The organism is Kitasatospora sp. NPDC015121 (assembly GCF_055562955.1).
On sequence record NZ_JBVHEH010000007.1, the window covers coordinates 150,543 to 171,071 of the forward strand.

General features: G+C 73.4%; 19 protein-coding genes and 1 pseudogene. 11 read left to right on the top strand and 9 right to left on the bottom strand.

The genetic code is table 11. From position 1 onward, the window contains the following. Positions 1–57: 57 nt before the first annotated feature. Positions 58–546 carry a P-loop nucleotide/nucleoside kinase family protein gene (locus ACZ3J7_RS12420; protein ID WP_465619981.1) on the top strand — a complete coding sequence of 163 codons (489 nt, stop codon included), beginning with the start codon at positions 58–60 and terminating at the stop codon, positions 544–546. 554 nt (positions 547–1,100) lie between these two features. Here ACZ3J7_RS12420 and ACZ3J7_RS12425 read toward each other — a convergent pair. From ACZ3J7_RS12425 to ACZ3J7_RS12435, 3 genes are all read right to left on the bottom strand, one after another. Next, positions 1,101–1,496 carry a hypothetical protein gene (locus ACZ3J7_RS12425; RefSeq protein WP_465619636.1) on the bottom strand — a complete coding sequence of 132 codons (396 nt, stop codon included), beginning with the start codon at positions 1,494–1,496 and terminating at the stop codon, positions 1,101–1,103. A gap of 227 nt (positions 1,497–1,723) precedes the next feature. Then, entirely contained in the window at positions 1,724–2,182 is a 459-nt protein-coding gene (locus tag ACZ3J7_RS12430; RefSeq protein ID WP_465619638.1) for an ATP-binding protein, read from the bottom strand. Between the two features lie 129 nt (positions 2,183–2,311). Beyond that, on the bottom strand, positions 2,312–2,596 hold the full coding sequence (locus ACZ3J7_RS12435; RefSeq protein ID WP_465619983.1) for a helix-turn-helix domain-containing protein: 285 nt from the start codon (positions 2,594–2,596) through the stop codon (positions 2,312–2,314). Positions 2,597–3,702: 1,106 nt separating this feature from the next. On the opposite strand from ACZ3J7_RS12435, the gene ACZ3J7_RS12440 reads away from it, so the two are divergent. Together ACZ3J7_RS12440 and ACZ3J7_RS12445 are read left to right on the top strand one after the other, a co-directional pair. Further along, on the top strand, positions 3,703–3,921 hold the full coding sequence (locus ACZ3J7_RS12440; protein WP_465619991.1) for a hypothetical protein: 219 nt from the start codon (positions 3,703–3,705) through the stop codon (positions 3,919–3,921). A 335-nt stretch (positions 3,922–4,256) separates the two neighbouring features. Continuing rightward, a pseudogene (locus ACZ3J7_RS12445) lies at positions 4,257–4,445 on the top strand (IS5/IS1182 family transposase); the annotation flags it as partial. Positions 4,446–4,554: 109 nt separating this feature from the next. On the opposite strand, the gene ACZ3J7_RS12450 reads toward ACZ3J7_RS12445, so the two are convergent. Continuing rightward, complete coding sequence (locus tag ACZ3J7_RS12450) at positions 4,555–5,370, bottom strand: DUF6193 family natural product biosynthesis protein (protein ID WP_465619640.1); 816 nt, start codon at positions 5,368–5,370, stop codon at positions 4,555–4,557. A gap of 266 nt (positions 5,371–5,636) precedes the next feature. Between ACZ3J7_RS12450 and ACZ3J7_RS12455 the strand changes: the two genes are divergently transcribed. Together ACZ3J7_RS12455 and ACZ3J7_RS12460 are read left to right on the top strand one after the other, a co-directional pair. Then, entirely contained in the window at positions 5,637–5,873 is a 237-nt protein-coding gene (locus tag ACZ3J7_RS12455) for a hypothetical protein (RefSeq protein ID WP_465619642.1), read from the top strand. A gap of 306 nt (positions 5,874–6,179) precedes the next feature. Then, positions 6,180–7,526: an MFS transporter gene (locus ACZ3J7_RS12460; protein ID WP_465619644.1), complete on the top strand. Its 1,347-nt coding sequence runs from the start codon at positions 6,180–6,182 to the stop codon at positions 7,524–7,526. 238 nt (positions 7,527–7,764) lie between these two features. Here ACZ3J7_RS12460 and ACZ3J7_RS12465 read toward each other — a convergent pair whose 3' ends face one another. Then, positions 7,765–10,050 (bottom strand): SpaA isopeptide-forming pilin-related protein, encoded by a 2,286-nt coding sequence (locus tag ACZ3J7_RS12465; RefSeq protein ID WP_465619646.1) that lies wholly within the window; start codon positions 10,048–10,050, stop codon positions 7,765–7,767. A 391-nt stretch (positions 10,051–10,441) separates the two neighbouring features. Here ACZ3J7_RS12465 and ACZ3J7_RS12470 point away from each other — a divergent pair, with 391 nt between their 5' ends. Together ACZ3J7_RS12470 and ACZ3J7_RS12475 are read left to right on the top strand one after the other, a co-directional pair. Continuing rightward, a complete protein-coding gene (locus ACZ3J7_RS12470) occupies positions 10,442–10,795 on the top strand; it encodes a hypothetical protein (RefSeq protein ID WP_465619648.1) in 354 nt (117 codons plus the stop codon). A 225-nt stretch (positions 10,796–11,020) separates the two neighbouring features. Then, positions 11,021–12,514, top strand: coding sequence for a glycoside hydrolase family 6 protein (locus tag ACZ3J7_RS12475; RefSeq protein WP_465619649.1), 1,494 nt, complete (start codon positions 11,021–11,023; stop codon positions 12,512–12,514). A 90-nt stretch (positions 12,515–12,604) separates the two neighbouring features. Here the strand turns inward: ACZ3J7_RS12475 and ACZ3J7_RS12480 are convergent, their stop codons facing one another. The 3 genes from ACZ3J7_RS12480 to ACZ3J7_RS12490 all read right to left on the bottom strand — a co-directional run bounded on the left by ACZ3J7_RS12480 (position 12,605) and on the right by ACZ3J7_RS12490 (position 14,951). After that, a complete protein-coding gene (locus tag ACZ3J7_RS12480; RefSeq protein ID WP_465619651.1) occupies positions 12,605–12,991 on the bottom strand; it encodes a hypothetical protein in 387 nt (128 codons plus the stop codon). Next, positions 12,988–13,140: a hypothetical protein gene (locus ACZ3J7_RS12485; RefSeq protein ID WP_465619653.1), complete on the bottom strand. Its 153-nt coding sequence runs from the start codon at positions 13,138–13,140 to the stop codon at positions 12,988–12,990. The genes ACZ3J7_RS12480 and ACZ3J7_RS12485 overlap by 4 nt, the downstream gene beginning before the upstream one ends. Positions 13,141–13,601: 461 nt before the next feature. Next, positions 13,602–14,951, bottom strand: a complete 1,350-nt coding sequence (locus tag ACZ3J7_RS12490) for an APC family permease (protein WP_465619655.1) — start codon at positions 14,949–14,951, stop codon at positions 13,602–13,604. A 281-nt stretch (positions 14,952–15,232) separates the two neighbouring features. Between ACZ3J7_RS12490 and ACZ3J7_RS12495 the strand changes: the two genes are divergently transcribed. The 4 genes from ACZ3J7_RS12495 to ACZ3J7_RS12510 all read left to right on the top strand — a co-directional run bounded on the left by ACZ3J7_RS12495 (position 15,233) and on the right by ACZ3J7_RS12510 (position 18,572). Next, on the top strand, positions 15,233–15,727 hold the full coding sequence (locus tag ACZ3J7_RS12495; RefSeq protein ID WP_465619657.1) for an Lrp/AsnC family transcriptional regulator: 495 nt from the start codon (positions 15,233–15,235) through the stop codon (positions 15,725–15,727). A 131-nt stretch (positions 15,728–15,858) separates the two neighbouring features. Then, entirely contained in the window at positions 15,859–16,278 is a 420-nt protein-coding gene (locus ACZ3J7_RS12500) for a hypothetical protein (protein WP_465619659.1), read from the top strand. 1 nt (position 16,279) lies between these two features. Next, positions 16,280–17,635, top strand: a complete 1,356-nt coding sequence (locus ACZ3J7_RS12505; protein WP_465619660.1) for a hypothetical protein — start codon at positions 16,280–16,282, stop codon at positions 17,633–17,635. A gap of 148 nt (positions 17,636–17,783) precedes the next feature. Further along, complete coding sequence (locus ACZ3J7_RS12510) at positions 17,784–18,572, top strand: bestrophin-like domain (RefSeq protein ID WP_465619662.1); 789 nt, start codon at positions 17,784–17,786, stop codon at positions 18,570–18,572. A 21-nt stretch (positions 18,573–18,593) separates the two neighbouring features. On the opposite strand, the gene ACZ3J7_RS12515 is transcribed toward ACZ3J7_RS12510, so the two are convergent. Then, a complete protein-coding gene (locus ACZ3J7_RS12515; RefSeq protein WP_465619664.1) occupies positions 18,594–20,390 on the bottom strand; it encodes an acyl-CoA dehydrogenase in 1,797 nt (598 codons plus the stop codon). Positions 20,391–20,529: the final 139 nt, after the last annotated feature.

Here is a 20,529-nt window from a genome sequence, read left to right on the forward strand (position 1 = left end):
ACGCAGTGGAGACGGCTCTGCGGCGGCACCGGACCAAGAAGGACTCCGGGCTGGTACATCACAGCGACCACGCGGGCCCGACAGCTCGCTGCGGAGCACGGCGCGCTGCGTCTGACGCCCGACGACTGGATGATTCCCCTGTTCGGCGAGGCGGAGGCCGACGGGAAGCGCGACGTGCTGGAGGGGCGCATGCTCTGGCTCGCCCTGGAGGCGGTCGGACTGGGCACCGACGTCGTCGTGGACTACGGCTGCTGGTCACGGGACGAACGGTCCGCGATCCGCTGGCTCGCGGAGGCCGAGGGGGCGCGCTTCCGCATGGCCTACCTGCCGGTGGACGATGAGACCCAACGTGCCCGTATCGCCCATCGCCGGGCGACCGCCCCTGAAGGGACACTGCCGATATCCGAGGCGGACATCCTGCGCGGGCGTGCGCTTTTCGAGGAGCCCGACGCGGTGGAACTGGAAGGCCGCAGGGTCGCTGGCCCGCCGTCCGGGTGGATCGACTGGCGGGAGTGGGCCGCCGACCGGTGGCCGTCGTTCGCGTGACCGCTGCGGCCCACCACGACGCAGCCGTACCGGCCGTCCCTTCCGCCACCGCTTCCCTGCCCGTAGCCCGCGCGGCCACCGCGATGCGCCCGCGCGGTCTTGACGCGTGGCCGGTCAGCGACCACGACGGCCACGCCATCGGCCCGCTCACCGTACGGGCGCGCACGCCCGGGCCCCCGCGCCCGTTGTAGGTTCCCGCCTACTCGGCGGTGAAACGGCCGTCTCCCCAGGGTGAAGAGCGAGAAACCGGCGAAGAGGCGGTACGGGTCATGCCGAGCCGGACGGACCCACCGGGCTTCGCCCGGCGAAACTCACCGGCCCAGGGCCGAAGGGGTGACCAGAGCCCCGGTGCAGGTCGGCAGCCCGCACCGGGGAACAACTTGGCCGACCGCTGCTGCGGGCCTGCTCCCAGGGCGCCACCGGTCAGGGATTCCGTGGCGGCTGGCCGCTTGGCCGCCGACCCGTGCGGCACCTCGAGTTCCGGCCGGGGGAGGGGCCACTGGCGGGTCCGCAGCAGTGCCCCTCCGGGCCCGGTCGACCCGGAGGGGGCGCGGTCAGCGGCGGCGGCCGCCGCCGCCGATGTGGCGGTCGTTGGCCAGTGCGGTCAGCGGGCCGTACTCACAGGCGAGCTCGTTCCACGTCAGAACCTCGCCGCAGCGGGCCGGGAACGTCTTCGGGTCGAATTCGGGCATGGTCCAGGTGCCGGTGCCCCGGTCCCGCAGCCACAGGTCCCCGTCACCGTCGACCACGGTCGGCGGGGCCGGTACGGGATCGGCCTGATCGACGGCGTCCCAGGTGACCCGGCCGGGGTGGGAGGCTCGGCGCAGCTCGGTGGTGGCCAGCCGTGCGGCCAAGTCGCGGGCGGACTCTTCGGTGTCCTTGACCGACGCGAGCCGGTACGCGTCGTCGAGGACGGGCAGGGCTGGATTCTGGCTGCGCTTGGAACTCATACGTTGGCTACCTCCGTAGGGGGCGCCACATCCGTTACGGCACCCCGTGCAGGGACACGGTATCCGAGGTGGGAGCGGTGCCGGTCCCGACCGCCGTTCCGGCGGGGCCGGGTGGCCGGGGCCGGGTGGCCGGTGAGCTCCGTGGTGCCGTCCGGCCCTAAGCAGCGGGTGGGGGCGGGGTGTCGGCGGACGGCTTCGCCGGGTGGCGGCCGGACCTGCTGGCCACGTCACCCGGCCTGCCGGGTCCCCGTCGGGTCGTCCGCGAGCGTGATGGCGGCGGTGATGCGCTTGCCCACGATCTCGCGGAGGATCTCGAAGCGCCGGCTGACGGCGAGCACGGTCTCCAAGCCGTGGCGGCCGATCCGGGCCGGGTCAGGGGCGTGTGCCATGGGGAGGGTGGGCTCGCTGTCCCACACGCTGACCTCCACGGCGCCGTCGGTGATCGTCAGCTCCAGCAGGCACGGCCCGGGCGCGTACTTGCGGGCGTTGGTCACCAGCTCGGAGACGACCAGCTGGACCGTGGCCACCACCCGCTCCGAGACCGCGAGCATGTGGGTGTCACGTGCCCGGGTCAGGAAGTCCCGGGCGCTTCGGCGGGCCCATGCCACCGTCTCGCCGTCGACGAACACCGTCATCGACGGTTCCGGACGGACCTCCAGGGACCGGATCCCGCTCTCGCGCACCATCTGCCGCACCGCTACCTCTCTCGAAGCAGCCGGAGCTGCAGCGTCCTCCTACCCCTCATCCGGCCCCGCACGCACACCCCGGAGAGCCGGTGGGGGTGGGGGCGGGAAGAGGGAGCGGCGGCTCGCGGGTCAGGTGCCGACAGCCGGCGGCTGGTGGCCCGGGTGGCCCGCGCGGAGCTGATCGTTGATGCGCAGGGCTTCTTCGAGTTGGTCCTCGAGGATGATGATGCGGCAGGCGGCGTCGATGGGGGTGCCCTGGTCGACGAGGTCGCGGGCGCGCATCGCGATGCGTAGTTGGTAGCGGGAGTAGCGGCGGTGGCCGCCCTCGGAGCGCAGCGGGGTGATGAGGCGGTGCTCGCCGAGGGCGCGTAGGAAGCCGGGGGTGGTGGCGGTCATCTCGGCGGCGCGGCCCATGGTGTAGGCGGGGTAGTCGTCGTCGTCGAAGCTGCTTGCGGTGGTGGGTCGGTCGGTGGTCGTGGTCACTGCACCTCTTCGAGTGGGGTTTCAAGAACGCGTGGAGGGGCCCCGGCGCCGTTGCGGCTCCGGGGCCCCGAAGGGAACTTCACCATCTACCGGCCCTGGGCCGGTCCTTGTGTCCGCACATCCTCCGGGGAGGATGATCGCGGGGATCGCGTATGCGTGACCGGAAACCACCGTCCTTCGTGCTTCGAGGGGTCTGCGGTGTCCGCCCGGACGAGAACTGCTTCATCTCACGGGCCGGGCGATCCTGATGGCGCTTGCGCCCTCCGTTCTTCCTCTGTGTCGACTGACATCCTGCGAACTACTGGTACTGCGTACTACCGGTTCAGCACTGGTACTACTCGGTACTGCCGTGGTGGCCGAAAGGGCCCACCGTCCGGTCCGGCGGCCGGCCCCGTCGCCCGTTGTGCTCCACTGCTCGGCTTCGGGACCCCACTGCCGGACTTCCCAGCACGCGCGCCCGCAGTCCGACGCCTTTGCTGAGACCCTGCCTACTGCACCTACTGGTGACTGCGGATCGACTTCACCTGCTTGCTGCGGTACCGCTCGTCGGCGGCCCCTGATCACTGCGGGCCGCCTGGCACGGCCGCCAGTCCCGTCGCCGTCCTGCACCTGCTCTTGGCTCCGTGACTCCGCCGCCGCACCGGTTCCTGCTCACTGCGCCACGCCCACCTGCCCGGCGTGTGCACCGGCACTGCTGTCCTGCCGGTCCTACTCACTGCGGTACCGCCCGTCGGCGGCCCCTGATCACTGCGGGCCGCCCGGTCCGGTCGCCCGTCCTGTCGCCGTCCTGCACCAGCCCTGGCTTCAGCACACCGCAACCGCACCGACTTGCGAACTTCTCTGACCATCCCGCCAGTTCGTGTCTGGCGGGCCCTTGCGACTGCTGGCTACGAGAGAAACACTAACCACGCCCAGCAGCAATGTCTACTCCGGCCAGGGTAGATTTTTGAGCGTTCGAACCAGAGATAGTCTTCAGGCCCGCATGCTGGTCGAAACACACCGGGCATGACCAGGGACAATGCGCAGGAGGGTGAACGGTGGAAGGAACCCGGGGCACGTCGACGGCTCGCACACCCGTCCCCCAGGCGCGGGAACCCCTGCTGGCCGCCCTCGCCGAAGCCGTCCACGACCACGACGAACGAACCCTGCGCCGGCTCCTCGCACGCCTGGCCGAACAGGTCACCATCGCCGACTTGCCCGCACTCCGCGACGCCCTCGACGCCGCCCGCCGGCACCGCAACCGGCGCCCCCGGTAGCCACGGCCCGCCCGCAGCATCCTGCGAGGTCCGCGACGCCGCCGACGCCCACGGCTTGCTGAAGGCGTGCTGCTCCCGCGAGCACCTGCTGGAGCCCCCCACCCCGAACGATGTGGGCTTCGACCACTGAGGGTCACGCGGCTCTCGGCCACCCGACCGGCACCTGAACACCCCCGGCCAGATCCACCTCGCGGTGGACGCCCGGAACCGCACCCCCGGCTGCCGGGGGTGCGGAAGTTCGGACCGGCCGAGCAAGGCGTCGATGCCGTCGCCGCGGGAGTTCTGGGCGCGCCGGGTCACGTAACCCATGGCGGTGAACAGCTCGCGCACCAGGTGCTCGAAGCGGCATCGCTCACTGCTCCGGACTTGGCGAAGTTCGCTGGATCGCGGAGCAGGCGTCTGCCTGGCTGCATCAGTTCAAGCGCCTGCGCATCCGCTACGGGCGCCGGGCCGACCTGCACCAGGGGCTGCTCGAACTCGCCTGCTCGATCATCTGCCTGAGGCGTCTCTCGCGATCATTCTGAACCGATCAGTCACCCGGATCGCTCGCCGTGGTCCTCACCGACGGCAAGTCTCACTTGCCTGCGGGCTGATCTGCTGGAGACATCTCAACAAGTCATGACCACGATCGTGTCACGAGCCCAGAGGCGGTGGGACAGCGTCTGCGGGAAGGCTGCCCACGATCACCGCCACAGCCGCCGCCGCACCGTTCACCTCCTGCACCCGGCCGTCGGCGAACGTCACCTCGAAGCGACCGTCGCCGAGCGGCCTGGTCCTCGGAAGGTCGTTGCAAATGGGTGGCGCGGCCCGGCGGCTGAGAGTGAACCAGTACATGGCCTTCCCCGGAGACAGGGCCCGCAGCCGCGGTTGTTCGAAGGCAGCCCGGACGAGGTCCTGCCACTCGGTGTCTTGCCTGCGTTCGGCGTACGCTGCGGCGATCCGGTGCATCATCTGCCACCGTGCCGGCACGGCCTCGCCGCGCTCATGGGCCTCGGCCAGCTCCCAGGTCCTCAGGAAGGTCCACTGCGCGGTGAGTTCGCGCACCCTGGAACCCTGGCGCCAGGAGCGCATCGCGCCCGCCACCTCGGACAGGTCCTGCGAGCTTCCCGAGGCCATGTGAACGCCACGGGCCCAGCAGTTGACCGAGAAGTTGCGCTCACCACTGGCCATCAGGACATTCGTCGAGCGGCCGTCGGCTTCCACCTCCGCGGCCACGTAGCGCCAGCCCGGCGAGGACGTCAGCTCGACCGTGAGCCCAAGGCCCGCACGATCAGCCACCGCCTGGAGAGCGTTCCGCAGCGAGCCCGCACTCGCCACCTCGGGATAGAGGGTTGCGTACTCGTGCAAGGGATGGGCGGGATCGGTCGGTGCCACATCCGGAAGCGGCCCGTACTCGTGAAAAGGGTTGGCAACTCTGGTCGGTGTCACACGTGAACGCTGCTCGGACATACGGTCGAGTCTGCCAGGACGGCCTTACTCCTCAGCCCACTGACGGACAGGCGATGGCTGTTCGTCAGTCATCAACAAGATCGTGTCACGAGCCTGCAGGGGATAAGTATTAATAACGGGCTTGGAGCACGACTGCCCATGCAGGGCGGACGACGTGGTGACCGTCCTGCGCCCCTTCCCGTCGTGGTGCGAACCGTCCTTCGGCAGCCAGGGAAAGGGGCCACGGCAGACCGACCGTCGGGCTCGGCAGTACCACCGGGGAGGTGGTGAGGACGGAAACAGACCCTGCCAGCTCATCTGCTGTGGTCGCCGTCCTTATTCATCTGCCCACAGACCGGTGGCCACCGCGCAGCAGCGAACTCGACGGCTACGCCGGCGGCTTCACCGTCCACAGCGACGTGGTCCGCAGGATCTACCCCCGCGGCGAATTCGAGTGGGTCCGGCTGTCCGGCGGCGTCGTCGTTCACCTGGTCCATCTCCTCGGAACCACCTCCAACTGGTGAGCCGAGCGGCGGGGGAGGCCTCCCGGCCGTCAGCGCCCGGCCGACCCTCCGACGGTGCCGCGCCGCTGAAGCAGCTCGTCGACGTCCCGCTGCGCTGCCCATCCCCGCTGCCCCGGGAGGGCGGGAGCTGATCGCCGACCACGTCTCCGCGCCCCTCCGGACCCGGTGCTGCTCCGGCTCGCCCGGCGCGTTCGCCGCCACGCGGCCCGACGGCGGCGGGGAGGGAGGGCAATCGAGAAGTAGGCGGCGGATGCGGGGCCCGGAACCATGAGCCCTCACATCGTCCGCGTCGGGAGTAGCCCACCCATGCCGCACACCGAGACCGGCCCGCTCCACCCGCTGCCCGCCCCTTCGCCCGAGGCCGTGCGGTCACGTCGCCGCGCCGTCACCGCGACCGTGGTCGGGAACTTCGTGGAGTCCTTCGACTGGCTGGCGTACGGTCTGTTCGCCCCGCTCTTCGCGGAGCGGTTCTTCCCCTCCGCCGATCCGACCACCTCGCTGCTGGGGGCCTTCGCGGTGCTCGGGGTGGGCGTGCTGGCCAGGCCGCTCGGCGGCGTGCTGCTGGGCCGGCTGGCGGACCGCCGGGGCCGCAAACCGGCGCTGCTGCTGGCGATCCTCCTGATGACGGCCGGTTCGGTCCTGGTCGGGAGCGCCCCGACGTACCAGCAGGTCGGGATCCTCGCCCCGGTGCTGCTGCTCTGCGCCCGGCTCGCCCAGGGCATCTCCTCCGGCGGTGAGTGGCCCGCCGCGGCGGCGTACCTGATGGAACTGGCCCCGTCCCGCCGCAGGGGCCTCTACGGCAGCCTGTTCTCGCTCACCACCGCCGCGGGCGCGTTCACCGCCGCGATGCTCGGCGGCATGCTGACCGCCCTGGTGGGTCCCGGGGCGATGGAGACCTGGGGCTGGCGGGTGCCGTTCCTGATCGGCGGGGTGCTCGGGCTGGTCCTGCTGGCGCTGCGGAGCCGGATCACCGAGAGCGAGGTCTTCCGGCGCGAGGTGGTCTCCCGTCAGGACCGCAGCCCGCTGCGCGAGGTCCTGCGCACCCACCGGCGGCAGGTCCTGCGCTCCGTCCTCCTGGTGGCCGGGATGGCGACCGTCGGCAGCACCTGGACTTCGGTGATACCGGCGATGGGGGAGCGGCTGGCTCCGGACGGGACGATGTTCTGGGTCGTGGTCTGCGCCACGGCCGTGATGATCCTGCTCCAGGTGCCGATCGGCCTGCTCGCCGACCGGGTCGGCCCACGGCGGCTGCTGGTCGTGGCGAGCCTGCTCTTCGCCACCGGAGGCTCCTGGGCCTACCTCGCCATGACCGGCCGGTTCACCAGTCTGCTGCTCGCCTACGGCAGCGGCGTGGTCTACCTGGTCTGCGTCACCACGGTCCTGCCCGCCCTGCTCGCCGAGATCTTCCCGCCCCGCGTACGCGCCCTGGGCATCGGCCTCCCCTACGCACTGACCAGCGCCGTCCTGGGCGGCACCACCCCGCTCCTGGCCACCCACCTCGGCAAGAACGGCCCGTCCGGCTGGTTCATCGCCGGCGTGGCGGCCGCCGTCCTCCTCGGCCTCGCGGCCACGGCGACCTCCGGCGCTTCCGACACCGAACGATCCCGACCGGCGCACCCGGAGCCGGTGCCGACGGTTCAGCTCGACGTCTGACCGTTTGCGGCGGTTCGTCGTGGTTCGGTGCCCTTCTGGTGGTGGGCCGGCCGGGCGTGGGCCTCGCCGGTGGCCAGGACTCCGCCCACCTCGTGGCGGGCGGCGGAACGCTGGTCCTTCGAGCCGGGTGGCCGACCGGGTCCGGTCCTCGCCCAGGTAGCCGGCTGGCTGTGAGGCGCAAAGCGGGGTGCCCGGGACCGCTGTGGCGGTCCCGGGCACCCCGGGGACGAGAAGGCGACTACCAACCGGTGTGGACGGGACCGTCCCACGGCTTGGGCAGGTGGTCACCCGGCTTGGGCGGGCACGGCTTGGGCGGGCACACCCGGGTGTCCTTCACGGTGATCCCCACACAGGGGCAGTCCTCGGTCAGCACGACCGCGGTCACCGGATCGCTCGGCAGCGCGTAACCCTCCGGGGCCGAGACCTCCTCCCAGTAGTACGTCCCCAGCGGGAGGTCCCGCGCCGAGCAGACACCGTCGGCGGCGGTGGTGCAGGGCTGCCCCACCTTGGTGTCCGCGTTGGCACCGACGGTCTGCAGGCCCGGGATCCCGTTGGTCTCGTACCAGAGTTGGAAGACCGCGCCGGCCAACGGTTCACCGCTTTCCGCGTCGACCTTGGTCACCTGGGTCGCACCCGGCCCCTCGCTCGGAGTCCTGGCGTCCTTGACGACGACCGGCACGTTCTGACCCGCGGTGTCGAGGACGACCGTACTGACCGGCTGCGCCGGCAGGTCGTAGCCGGGCGGGGCCGCCGTCTCCTGCCAGTAGTAGGTGTCGAGCGGCAAGCCGGTCGCCCGGCAGACGCCGTTGACGGGCGTGGTGCAGGGCTGCCCGACCTTGGCGTCCGCGTTGACACCGACGGTCTGCAGTCCGGGGACGCCGTTGCTCTCCCGCCACAGCTGGAACACCCCACCCGCCAACGGGCGGCCGTTCTCGGCGTCCAGTTTGATGACACTGGTGGAACCCATCCCAGGCGCCGTCCTGCTGTCCCGGGCGGTTACCGGGACGTTCTGTCCGTCGGTGTCGAGGACGACCGTAGTGGCCGGTTGTGCCGGCAGGTCGTAGCCGGGTGGGGCGGCGGTTTCCTGCCAGTAGTAGGTGCCCAGGGGCAGATCACTGGCGGTGCAGACGCCGTTGTCGGGTGTGGTGCAGGGTGATCCGACCGCGGTGTCCGCGTTGGCACCGACGGTCTGCAGGCCGGGGGTGCCGTTGGTTTCCCGCCACAGTTGGAACACCCCGCCCGCCAGCGGTTGCGAGGTCGTGGAGTCCACTTTGGTCACCGACGTCGACGCCGTGGGCGTTGCGGTCATCGTGTCCCGGGCGGTTACCGGGACGTTCTGTCCGTCGGTGTCGAGGACGACCGTGGTGGCCGGTTGTGCCGGCAGGTCGTAGCCGGGTGGGGCGGCGGTTTCCTGCCAGTAGTAGGTGCCCAGGGGCAGATCACTGGCGGTGCAGATGCCGTTGTCGGGTGTGGTGCAGGGTGATCCGACCGGGGTGTCGGGGTTGGTTCCCGAGCTCTGCAGGCCGGGGGTGCCGTTGGTTTCCCGCCACAGTTGGAACACCCCGCCTGCCAAGGGTTGCGCGGTCGTGGAATCCACCTTGGTCACCGATGTCGACGCCGTGGGGGTGGGGGTGCCGCACTCGGGGAGGTCGCCGTTGAACGGGTAGGCGTGGATCTCCGTGCCGGTGCCGCCGGTGCCGCCGGAGGTGTGGTTCAGGGTGCCGGTGGTGAAGAAGCGGCCGTTCAGGCCGGGCATGTTCACGGTGGTGGAGCTGGCCGGGTTGCCCACCAGGATGCTGCCCTGGAACTGGCCGGTGCCGGTGAAGGTGACCGTTCCCGCAGTCGGCACGTTCCACAGCAGGTGTTCGCGGAGCTGGTTGAGCGGGTCGCTGTCGTCGATGCCGCCGCTGAAGGTGCTGACCGTGCGGGCTCCTCCGAGCAGGTTGACCAGCACCGTGGCACCCGGGGGGATGTTCGCGAAGACGATGCCCTGCTGGGCGCCGGTGGCCGTGGTGAGGTCGAAGTCCACGTTGAAGACCTGGAGCGCCGACGTGCCGTCACCGGTGAACAGGGTCTGGAAGCCCTGGTTGACGGCGGTCCCGGTGGCGGGTCGGGGCGTCCCGGTGCCGGCGTAGCACTCGCTGGCCGTCTGGAGTTGCCCGCGCAGCGGGGTGTAGGGGGCGGCGGCCTGGGGGTCCTGGACGAGGGTGCCAAGGACGGTGCCGTCGACCGTTCCGGCGTGGCGGACGACGCCGCCCTCGGCGACCAGCCGCTGGTCCTGGGCCACGGTGATGTTGCCGCCGGTGACGAGGAAGTCCGAGCCGTCCGGTGGGGGGACGCGCGAGCCGACGCCCGCGATGCCGACGTTGTAGACGGCGCTGACGCCCTGCGCCTTGTTCTGCGAGAAGTTGCCGAGGGTGACCACCTTGCCCTCGGCCTCGGCCGCGGACCCCGTGACGTTGAAGTCGCCGCCGACGAAAACGTTGATGTTCGCGTCACGCCCGGCGAAGGGCCCGTTGTTCACCGGGGGGAACGTCGCGGGACAGTCCGGTCCCAGGCAGGGCCCGAGCCCGCCCGGGAGGCTTGCCGCCCAGGCGCCGGGGGCGACGGCGGTGAGGCCGAACGGGATGAGTGCTGCGGTGAGGACGGCGCTCAGAGCCCTTCCCAGCCGCTGTCTTCTGCGTTCGGGGCGAACATGCTGACCTGGTTTCACCTCGGTCCTCTCGGCGAGTCAGAACGATGGGGGCCGAGTCTCCCCGGGGCGGATCGCTCGTGGAACCGCGACGCGCTGATGGGGCGTCAGGCAACCCGAACACGCCATCCGATGGCCGAAGGGGCGGCGGCCGAACAGGTGAAAACCGACCCCTGGCCGGCTCCGCCGGCTCGCCGCCGAGGCCGTCGTCCCCGTCGACGCGATGCGGCCCCGGCTCAGCCTGCCGCACCGGAAGGCCGCCCCCGAACTGGCCCGGGCGCACGCCCACGCCACCGGCTCGATCGTCTACCAGCCGCTCGTCTCCGGCCGGTTGACCGCTGCGTTCACCGCCGAACGGGACCGGGACCGGCTGCGCACCGAGCTGGAGGAGCTGACCGAACCGGCCCTTGAGAAACCCGGACCGCCCGGGTTACCGGCTGTGCGCCGACCCCAACCGGTCCGAGCCGAGACCACCGCCGTCGGTGCCTCCGGCGGGGACGGCGTCTCGGACGGGGTCGGCCGGGGCCCGGGGCGTGAAAGTTTCGTTCGGACGGCGGGTTCCGGAGACCCCCGGTGAGGTGGGACGCGGCGTGTACGAAGTGCCCCTTCGACTGCTGTTCGACAGTGCCTCGGCGGGACGGGGGTGGGTCCGGTCGGCGTCGGCGGCGGCCGTCCGGGCGGGAGTTCGCGGTGAGCGGGGCCTGCCGCGGGCCGGGTCGGGCCGCTAGCATCGGCCGCGGTTCGCTGCGGGAGCGCTCCCACGCTCCTGCTCCCGCATCGTCCCCGGTCAGCATGCCCCCACATGGCTGTCGGCCGCCTCTCCCACCCGAGAGCACCCCCGGAGGACACCGTGCACACCCCCGACCCCCAGCGGCGCACCGCCGTCCCGCCCGTCCGGCCGACCCGTCGCGCCGCCGCCCTCGCCCTCGCCGCCGCGACCGCGGCCGTCGGCCTGGTGGCCGCCGCCCAGGGCGGCGCGGACGCGGCCGTGCAGGGCAGCCTCGCCGCCGGCACCCAGTTCTACAAGGACCCGACCTCGCAGGTGGTCAAGTGGGTCGCCGCCAACCCCGGGGACTCCCGGACGCAGGTCATCTCCAAGCGGATCGCCAGCCAGCCGCAGGGCATCTGGATCGCCAACTACCGCCCGGACACCGTCACCTCGGACGTCCGCACGATCACCTCGGCCGCCGCCCAGGCCGGCCAGGTGCCGGTGCTGGTGGCCTACATGATCCCCAACCGGGACTGCGGCGGCGCCTCGGCCGGCGGCGCCCCCGACCTCGCCTCGTACGACGCCTGGGTCGGCAAGTTCGCGGCCGGGCTGGGCAGTTCGCGCTCGGTCGTGGTGCTGGAGCCCGACTCGATCGCGCTCACCACCTGCCTCAGCTCCCAGCAGCAGAACGACCGGTTCGCCTCGCTGGCCCGCGCCGTCAACACCATCCACGCCGCCGACCCGAACGCCAAGGTCTACCTCGACGGCGGCCACTCCACCTGGAACTCCCCCTCGGAGCAGGCCAACCGGCTGCGCGGCGCGGGCGTGCTGAACTCGGACGGCTTCTTCACCAACGTCTCCAACTTCAACACCACCGCCAACGAGACCTCCTTCGCCCACGGCGTGCTCAACGCCCTCGGCAACCCCGGCAACCTGCACGCCGTCATCGACACCAGCCGCAACGGCAACGGCCCGGCGGGCAGCGCCTGGTGCGACCCGTCCGGCCGCAAGATCGGCAACTACCCGACCGCCGCGACCAACGACAGCGGCATCGACGCCTTCCTGTGGATCAAGCCCCCGGGCGAGGCCGACGGCTGCGCCGCCGCGGCCGGGACGTTCGTCCCCGACATCGCCTACCAGTTGGCGGTGAACGCGGCCGACCCGAGCACGCCGACGCCGACCCCGACCCCGTCGCAGTCCAGCCAGCCGCCGGTCTCGCCGTCCCCGTCCACCCCGCCGCCGAGCTCCTCGCAGCCGCCGGCCGGGAACGCGTCCTGCTCGATCGCGTACCGGGCCAACTCCTGGACGGGCGGCTTCACCGCCGACGTCACGGTGAAGAACACCGGCAGCGCCGCGATCTCCGGCTGGAAGCTGGCCTGGACGTTCCCCGGCGACCAGAAGATCACCAGCGCCTGGAACGCCACCGTCGTGCAGAACGGCACCGCCGTCACCGCCACCGACCTCGGCTACAACGGCACCCTGGGGGCCGGCGCGTCCACCAGTTTCGGCCTGCAGGCCACCTACGGGTCGAACAACACCGCCCCGAGCGCCTTCACGCTGAACGGAACCGCCTGCACCACCTCCTGAACCATCCTCCCCAGCCCCGTCGGCCACCCCCCACCCGTGGGCCGGCGGGGCACCTCCGTCCCCCGGACGGCCCGGGCCGGCCGTCCGGGCTCACGGCCGGAGCTGGACGGCCGTCACCATCACGTAGCCGACCAGCAGCCCGAACAGGCACACCGCCGTGACGTAGCGGGGCGTGAACGGCAGCCCCGCCAACGACGGGTAGAGCAGCACCGCGCCGCCCGCCGCGAGGTCCGCGACGTACAGGCCGTCGGGCGGGACGACGCCGGTGCTGTGCGCGGCCCAGCCGGTGGCGATCAGGAAGCCCGTCAGCAGGGTGAACCCGGACAGCAGTCCGGAGCCGATCGCCCCGAGCGTCGGGTGCGGCTCCGGGAACGGCTCGCCCTCCGGCACCTCGGGACGCAGCCGGTGCGCGATCGCGAGCGCGCCCACCGCGAGCACCATGGCTCCGACGGCGCCCATCAACGGAGCGGGATTCAACGGCTCCTCCTGGAGAACGCGAAGTGCTGCCCGACGAGGGCCGCGAGCGCGGCCGGCAGCAGGACGGTGACGATCAGGACGGTCGCCCAGACCGAGGGTTCGATCGGCGTCGGCCCGGCCGGGGTGTCCGGCGGCGGAGCGGCGACCACGGTCGAGGGAGTCGAGGTGGGCGTGGGGGTGGGCGTAGGTGTCGGGGTCGGAGCCCGGGGCTGGGGTGGTGTCTGTGGCGGGGCGGTGGTGGCGCGGGGCGCGGGGGGTGGTGGCACGCTCGCGGCCTTGGCGGGCGGGGGCGGGGGCGGGGGCGGTGTCGGGGTGGGGGTCGGGGTCGCGGCGTGCGGAGTGGGCTTGGGTGGTGGTGGCGTCGGGGTGGGCGTCGGGTGGACGGTGGTGGGGGAGGGGCTCGGGGTCGGACTCGGGCTCGGGGTCGGGCTCGGTGGCGGGGTGTGGCACCAGAGCCAGGGCGGGTGGTGCGGGTGCGGGAGGTGGGGGAGCGGTGGGAGGCACGGCAGCGCGGGGAGCGGGGGCAGCGGCGGGGTCGGGTACGAGCCCGTGGCATGGTCCATCGGCTGATCATCGGACCGTCCTCGTGGTGGGCGGTAGCCGTTCGGGGTCAAACCCCACGGGCCGGTGAACCCTCCAGCGGAGCCTCGGAACGGGTGGACGGCGAGCGGTCGTCAGTTCGACCGGCGGCCAGGGCCAGGGCCGGGGCTGCGGGCGCGGGCGCGGGTGCTGGGGCGAGTGCGGCGGTGAGCGCCACCGAGGCGGCGGCCAGCACCGGCAGGCCGGTGCCGAGGAGCAGCGCCAGCACCGCCGGGCAGCTCACCGCGGCGGCCAGCCGGGCCGGGCCGGCCAGGACGCGGACGGCCGAGGCCGTGCAGGTCAGGTAGACGGTGAGGAACAGCGCGGTCGGGACGGCCACCAGCCGGGAGGTCGACAGGACGCCCGTCCCGACCAGGACGAACAGCGGGACGCCGGTCAGCGCGGTGGCGGCCACCACGGCGAGCGAGCCGCGGCGGCCGGCCGCCGCGCCGGACGGGAGCAGGCCGTCCAGCAGGGCCGCCGCGCCGGTCAGGTAGGTGTGGGTGGCGGCGAGGGTCAGCACCAGGGCCGCACCGGCGGCCAGCAGCGGGCCCCGGGAGCCGATCGCGGCGCGCATCAGGTCGGCGAGCGGGACGGTGCCGCCCGCGCCCGGGCCGAGCACGGCGACCGTCGCGGCGGCCAGGGCCAGGCAGAGCAGCGAGGTGACGGCGAAGGCGATCAGCACCACCCGGCGCAGCTGGCGGCGCGGGTCGCGCAGCCGGGTGGTCAGCGAGGCGGCGGCCTCCCAGCCGACGAAGGCGAACATCAGCGGCGGCGCGGCCTGTGCGACGCCCGTCCAGCCGTGCGGCAGGAACGGCGTCCAGTGCGCGGCCCGGGCGGCCGGGGCCGACCCCAGCACCGCGAACAGCACCAGCCCCACCAGCGCGCAGACCAGCACGAGTTGCAGCCCCGCCCCGGTCCGGACGCCGGCCAGCCGGATCGCCAGCACCACCGCCAGCAGCACCAGCCCCGCCCGGACGGCCGTGCCGCCGTCCGCGCCGACGGCCGCCGCCGCGTAGCTCCCGCCGATCAGGCAGACCACCGGCGCGCCCGCCACCACTCCCGCCAGGAAGCACCACCCGGCGGCCCGACCCGCCCGGGCGCCCAGCCCCGAGGCCGTGTAGCCGGCCACGCCGCCGGACGAGCCCAGCCGGGTGCCGAGCGCGCAGAACATCACCGCGATCAGACCGGACAGCCCCAGCAGCGCCAGCCACGCCAGCAGCGAGGCCGGACCCGCCGCGCGCGCCGCCAGCCCCGGGAGCAGCAGCAGGCTCGGGCCGAGCAGCGCGCCGATGTACAGCGCGGACGCCCCGGCGGTGGAGAGGGGGGAGGAGGCGGACGGACGGTGGGGGGAGCGGGAGGCTGCCGCGGTCTCGGTCATGCCCCGATCCTGGCCCGGACCGCGCGGCACCCGCTGGCGAAAACCGCCCCGCGACGGGCCCCGGACGGCAGATCCTGCCGCCCGGGTCCGCTCCGGCGGCACGCGCTGCCGAGCCCCCCGCGCAGGCCGGGGCCGGTGGTGGAAACGGCCGGGGGTGCGCGGGGTCGCGTGGCGGATCCTGCCGGGCAGGGGTGGATCGGTGGCACGGAATGCCGGGGCCGGGCCGGATCCCGGGAGATCCGGTCACGGCGCGACCGGGCCGCACCGCTAGGCTGCCCCGCATGTCGAGCCCCCAGTACGACCGCATCGACCGGGCCATCCTCGCGCACCTCCAGCGCCACGGCCGGACCCCCAACGTCGACCTCGCCGAGGCCGTCCTGCTCTCGCCCTCCTCCGCGCTGCGCCGGACCAAGGCGCTGGAGGCGGACGGCGTGATCGCCGGCTACCGGGCCGAACTCGACCGGGGGAAGCTCGGGTTGGGGCTGACCGTGTTCGTCGCGCTGCGGGTCGAGCAGCACTCGCGGGAGACCTCGCGGCACATCGAGGAGTCGCTGTGCGCGATCCCCGCCGTGGTGGCCTGCCACGTGGTCTCCGGCGAGGCCGACTTCCTGGTGGAGATCGCCGTCCCGGACCTGGCCACCTACGAGCAGGTCCTGCTGGACGAGATCCTCGCCGTCGGCCCGGTCCGCGACGCCCGCTCCACCTTCGCCATCCGCACCGTCCGCTCCCGCGGCCCCCTCCCGCTCGACCACTGGCCACCCCGCAACGGCCGCTAGCCGCCCGAGGGACGGCCGCCCGGGAGGCCGCCGCCGCAGGCCCGGACGGCCGTTCGTGCAGCCCCGTTTCGGCCGGTCCCGGCGGGGGAGGACGGCTGTCACGGCGGCAGGTGCGACGAGAGGGGCGGGCCGTGACGGTCGAGGCGTACTGGGAACTGAGCGACGACGAGCTGTACGAGATCATCGGTGAGGCGTTCCTCGGCGGCGGCCTCGGCGCGGGCCCCGAGGACCGCAGGCGCTTCCGGGTCTTCGGCCGGAGCTGGTTCGAGGAGACCTACCGCGACCTCCAGCGGGCGATCTGCCACCACGAGCGGCTGCGCGACCTGATCGACGCCGACGGCGGCGCCCGGGCCGGGGTCACCGACGCGTTCGGGATCGCCAAGGTGCTGGAGGAGCTGGGCGGCGGCACCGGACACCCGGTGACGGACTACGCGGCGGTCGGCGTGCTGGTGTCCCGGATCGGCCTGCGCGCCTTCTGCGCCAACGCCCCGGCCCCGCAGCCGCCGGTTCCGCCGCAGCCGCCGGGGCCGACCCCGGGGGACGGCGAGTGACGTGACGGCCGCCGACGAGCAGTGGGAGCTGAGGCGGAGGGTCGACAACCGGGAGACCCAACTGGGCCGGATGCGGGCCCGGTTGGCCGAGCTGGGCGTCGACCCCGCCGCCCTGCGGGGCCTCGACGGGGCGGAGTGGACGAGGACGGCGAACGAGCTGGAGGCCGCGCTCGCCGAGGACCTGCGGACGGTCTTCGCCGACCTCGGCCGGCCGGACGGACAGTGGCGGCGGGTCCGGCTCGCGGTACTCGCGGAGGAGGACGTCTACCCGGACTGCAAGCGCTTCGCGGACGGCTCCGCGCTGCTGGTGCTGCCCGAGTCGTTCCTCGGCCTGGCCGGCCTGTACGCCGCGTTCGGCGCCGAGGACGCGGTGCGGGTGCTCGACGGCGGCCCGTGGCGGGTGTGGCGGAACACGAGGGCCGCCCTGCGCCGGAAGGCGTTCGGCGCCGACCCGGCCGAGCAGGCCGTGCTCCTGCGCTACCACTTCCTCCACCAGCGGGTGTTCGGCCTGTCGGCGAAACCCGGCTGGAGCACCGACCCGCGCGCCGACGGGATCAGGGACGTCGTGCTGACCCAGGCGGTCCGCTTCGTCCTGGGCCACGAACTGGCCCACCACCTGCACGGCCACCGGCACGGGGCCGGCCCCGACCAGGAACTCGAGGCCGACCTGACCGCCCACCGGCTGACCCGCCGCAGCCTGGAACGGGACGCGGCGGCGCGGCGCACCCCGGGCCTCGGCCTGCCCGCCGCCGACGTCGACCTGCTCACCACCTGGGGCAGCACGGTCGCCCTGTTCGCGCTGGCCGCCCGGGAGCACGCGCTGTTCGTCCGGACCGGCGCCACCCACCCGCCGTCCGAGCAGCGGATGTACCGCCTGCTGGACGCGTTGGAGCACCCGCTGCCGGCCTACGCCGCGCTCTTCCTCGGCAACTCCGTCCGCGCGACGAACGCGGCCGCCGACCTCACCCCGGCCGCCGTCCGGTTCACGCCCCGGGCGCTGGCCGACCACCCGCGCCTGGACACGCCCCTGCCCGCCGACCACCTGGAGCGGATCGCGGCCCTCGACACCCTGCTCTGCCGCTCCGAGGACGCGTGGGTGCGCCTGCTGGACGGCGCGGGCGCCGGCGACGGGGCCCGGCTCGCGGCGGCGGGCCGGATCCGCGAGGCGCTGTCCGCCTGGGGCGTGCCGGACCGGGACGCCGACCGGATCGCCGACCACCGCGGCCCGCTCACCTTCCTGGACCTGCACGAGACGCTGCGCACCGGCCGGCCCGGAGGCGGCTCGACCACCACCGCGCTCGCGGCCGCCCGCCTGCTGGAGGGCCCGCTCGGGGCGGCCGCCGCGGACGGGGGGTGACACCGGGCGGCCGGAGAGCGCCGCCCTCCGGCGCCCCCGCGCCCGCCGTCCCCCGCCGTTCCCGCCGCCGCTCCCCCCGCCGCCGTTCCCCCGACGCCGTCCGCGCAGTTGATCAACGCGGACCGGAACACGAGGACGAGGAGATCCGATGGAGCTGTGGCTGCTGAACCACCTCGACACCGCCGCGCTGACCGTGGTGGTGGTCGGGGTCGCGGTGGTCGTCGCGGTGGCGGGCTCGCTGCTGGTGCGGCGCAGGTTCCCGCAGGTGGTGGAGGGGGAGCACAACGAGGTGATCGGGGTCGTGCTGGGGCTGTTCGGCGCGATCTACGGGATCATCCTGGCGTTCGTGATCGTCAACCTGTGGACCCAGCTGGAGGAGACCCGGGCCGTGGTGGCCCGGGAGGCCACCGCCGCCGCGACGCTGGTGCGCGACGTCCAGGCGTTCCCGCCGGAGCCGCGCGACCGGATCGACACGGCCGTCGGCGCCTACCTGCACGCCCTCGTGGACGTCCAGTGGCCGCTGATGCGCGAGGGCCGGCCCGACCACGAGGCCACGGCCGCCAAGGCGCAGGGCATCTACGGCGCCCTGCAGGGCTACGAGCCGCAGACCAACACCGAGCAGGCCTACTACGACCGCGCCGCCGAGCAGTTGGACGAGGTGGTCGCCGAGCGGCGCGCCCGGATCACCATGGCTACCCGGCAACTCCCGCTGCTGCTACAGACGTTGGTCTACGGCGGCGCGCTGGTGATCATCGCGCTGACCACCCTGTACGGCACCCGCCGGATCAGGGTGCAGGTGCTGTTCACCGGGACGATCGCCGCGCTGATCGGGTTCAGCCTGCTGCTCGTCCTGGTCCTCGACCGGCCGTTCACCGGCGACCTGTGCGTCTCCCCGGCGCCGTTCAAGGAGGGCGCGCTGGCCGCGTTCTGGCACTGACCCGGTGCGGCGCGCGGGTGGTCAGAACCAGTCGGGGCGGGTGTCGGCCGCCGTGCGGTCCAGGGCGTCCAGCAGGTCGAACTGGGGCCCGGTGCGGGGGAGTTCGACGCGGAAGAAGTAGCGGGCGGCCTGCCGCTTGCCCTGGTGGAAGCCGTCCCCGCCCGCCGGGAGGGCGAGGAACTGCTCCAGCCAGATCCAGGCCAGCACCACGTGTCCGACCGCCTCCAGGTAGACGGAGGAGTTGGCCAGCGCCGTGTCCGGGTCGCCGCCCGCCCACAGCGCGGCGGTGGTGCGCTGGACGCGGGTGGCGGCCGCGGCCAGCTCGGCGGCCAGCGCGCCGGCTTCGCCGCCGGCGTCCGCGGCGCGGCGGACGGTGGCGCCGATGGTCTCCAGCAGCAGCCGCAGGCCCGCGCCGCCGCCCATGACGACCTTGCGGCCGAGCAGGTCGAGGCCCTGGATGCCGTGGGTGCCCTCGTGGATGGCGTTGAACCGGTTGTCGCGGTAGAACTGCTCGACGTCGTACTCGCGGGTGTACCCGTACCCGCCGTGGACCTGGATGGCCAGGTCGTTGGCGGCCAGGCACCACTGCGCGGGCCAGCTCTTGGCGATCGGGGTCAGCACGTCCAGCAGCAGCCGGGCCCGGGCCCGCTCGGCCTCGTCGGGGGCGGTGCGCTCCTCGTCCAGCAGTCGGCTGCAGTACAGGCTCAGCGCGAGGCCGCCCTCGACGTAGCTCTTCTGGGCCAGCAGCATCCGCCTGACGTCGGCGTGCTCGATGATCGGCACCTGCGGCGCGGCGGCGTCCCTGCCGGTGGGCGGACGGCCCTGGGGGCGGGTGCGGGCGTAGTCGAGGGCGTGCAGGTAGCCGGTGTAGCCGAGCGCGGCGGCGCCCAGGCCGACGCCGATCCGGGCCTCGTTCATCATGTGGAACATGTACGCCAGCCCGTGGTGCGGCTCGCCGACCAGGAAGCCGACCGCGCCCGGCGCGCCCCCGGGGGTGTGTCGTCCCTCGCCGAAGTTGAGCACCGTGTTGGTGGTGCCCCGGTAGCCCATCTTGTGGTTGAGGCCCGCCAGCACCACGTCGTTGCGCTCGCCGAGCGAACCGTCCGGCGCCACCAGGTACTTGGGGACGACGAAGAGCGAGAGGCCCTTCACGCCCGCCGGTCCGCCGGGGATCCTGGCGAGCACCAGGTGGACGATGTTCTCGCTCAGCTCGTGGTCGCCGCCGGAGATCCACGTCTTGGTGCCGGTGATCCGGTGGGTGCCGTCCGGCTGCGGGACCGCACGGGTGGTGACGTCGGCCAGCGAGGAGCCCGCCTGCGGCTCCGAGAGGCACATGGTGCCGAAGAAGCGGCCCTCGACCATGGGCCGCACGTACGTGTCGACCTGCTCCTCGCTGCCGTGCGCGAGCAGCAGGTTGGCGTTGGCGACAGTGAGGAACGGGTACGCGGCGGTGCCGACGTTGGCGGCCTGGAACCACGCCATGCAGGCGTGGGCCACCACCTGCGGCAGCTGCTGCCCGCCCACCGCGTGGTCCATCGCCGCCCCGGCCAGGCCGGAGCCGGCGAAGACCCGCAGCGCCCGCCCGACCTCCGGGATGACGTGCACCCGCTCGCCGTCGAAGACCGGCTCCCGGGTGTCGTTCTCCTTGTTGTGCGGGGCGAAGTGCCGGGCGGCGATCTCCGCGCTGAGGTCGAGCACCGCGTCGATGGTGTCCCGGTCGTGCTCGGCGTAGCGCCCGCGCGCCGTCAGGGCGGTGACGTCCAGCCAGTCGTGGAGCAGGAAGTCCAGGTCGCGGCGGGACAGCAGGAGGGAGTCCATGGGCGGTGCGTCCAATCGGCGGCGGTCGGGCGGCCGCCCGCGTCGGCGCGGCCCGGCCGAGTTGACTCGCGAGTAACGTAGGCTCCCCTCCACCCCGCGTCAAGATCCTCGTGCGGAGCGCCCGCCCGGGTGAGTACCG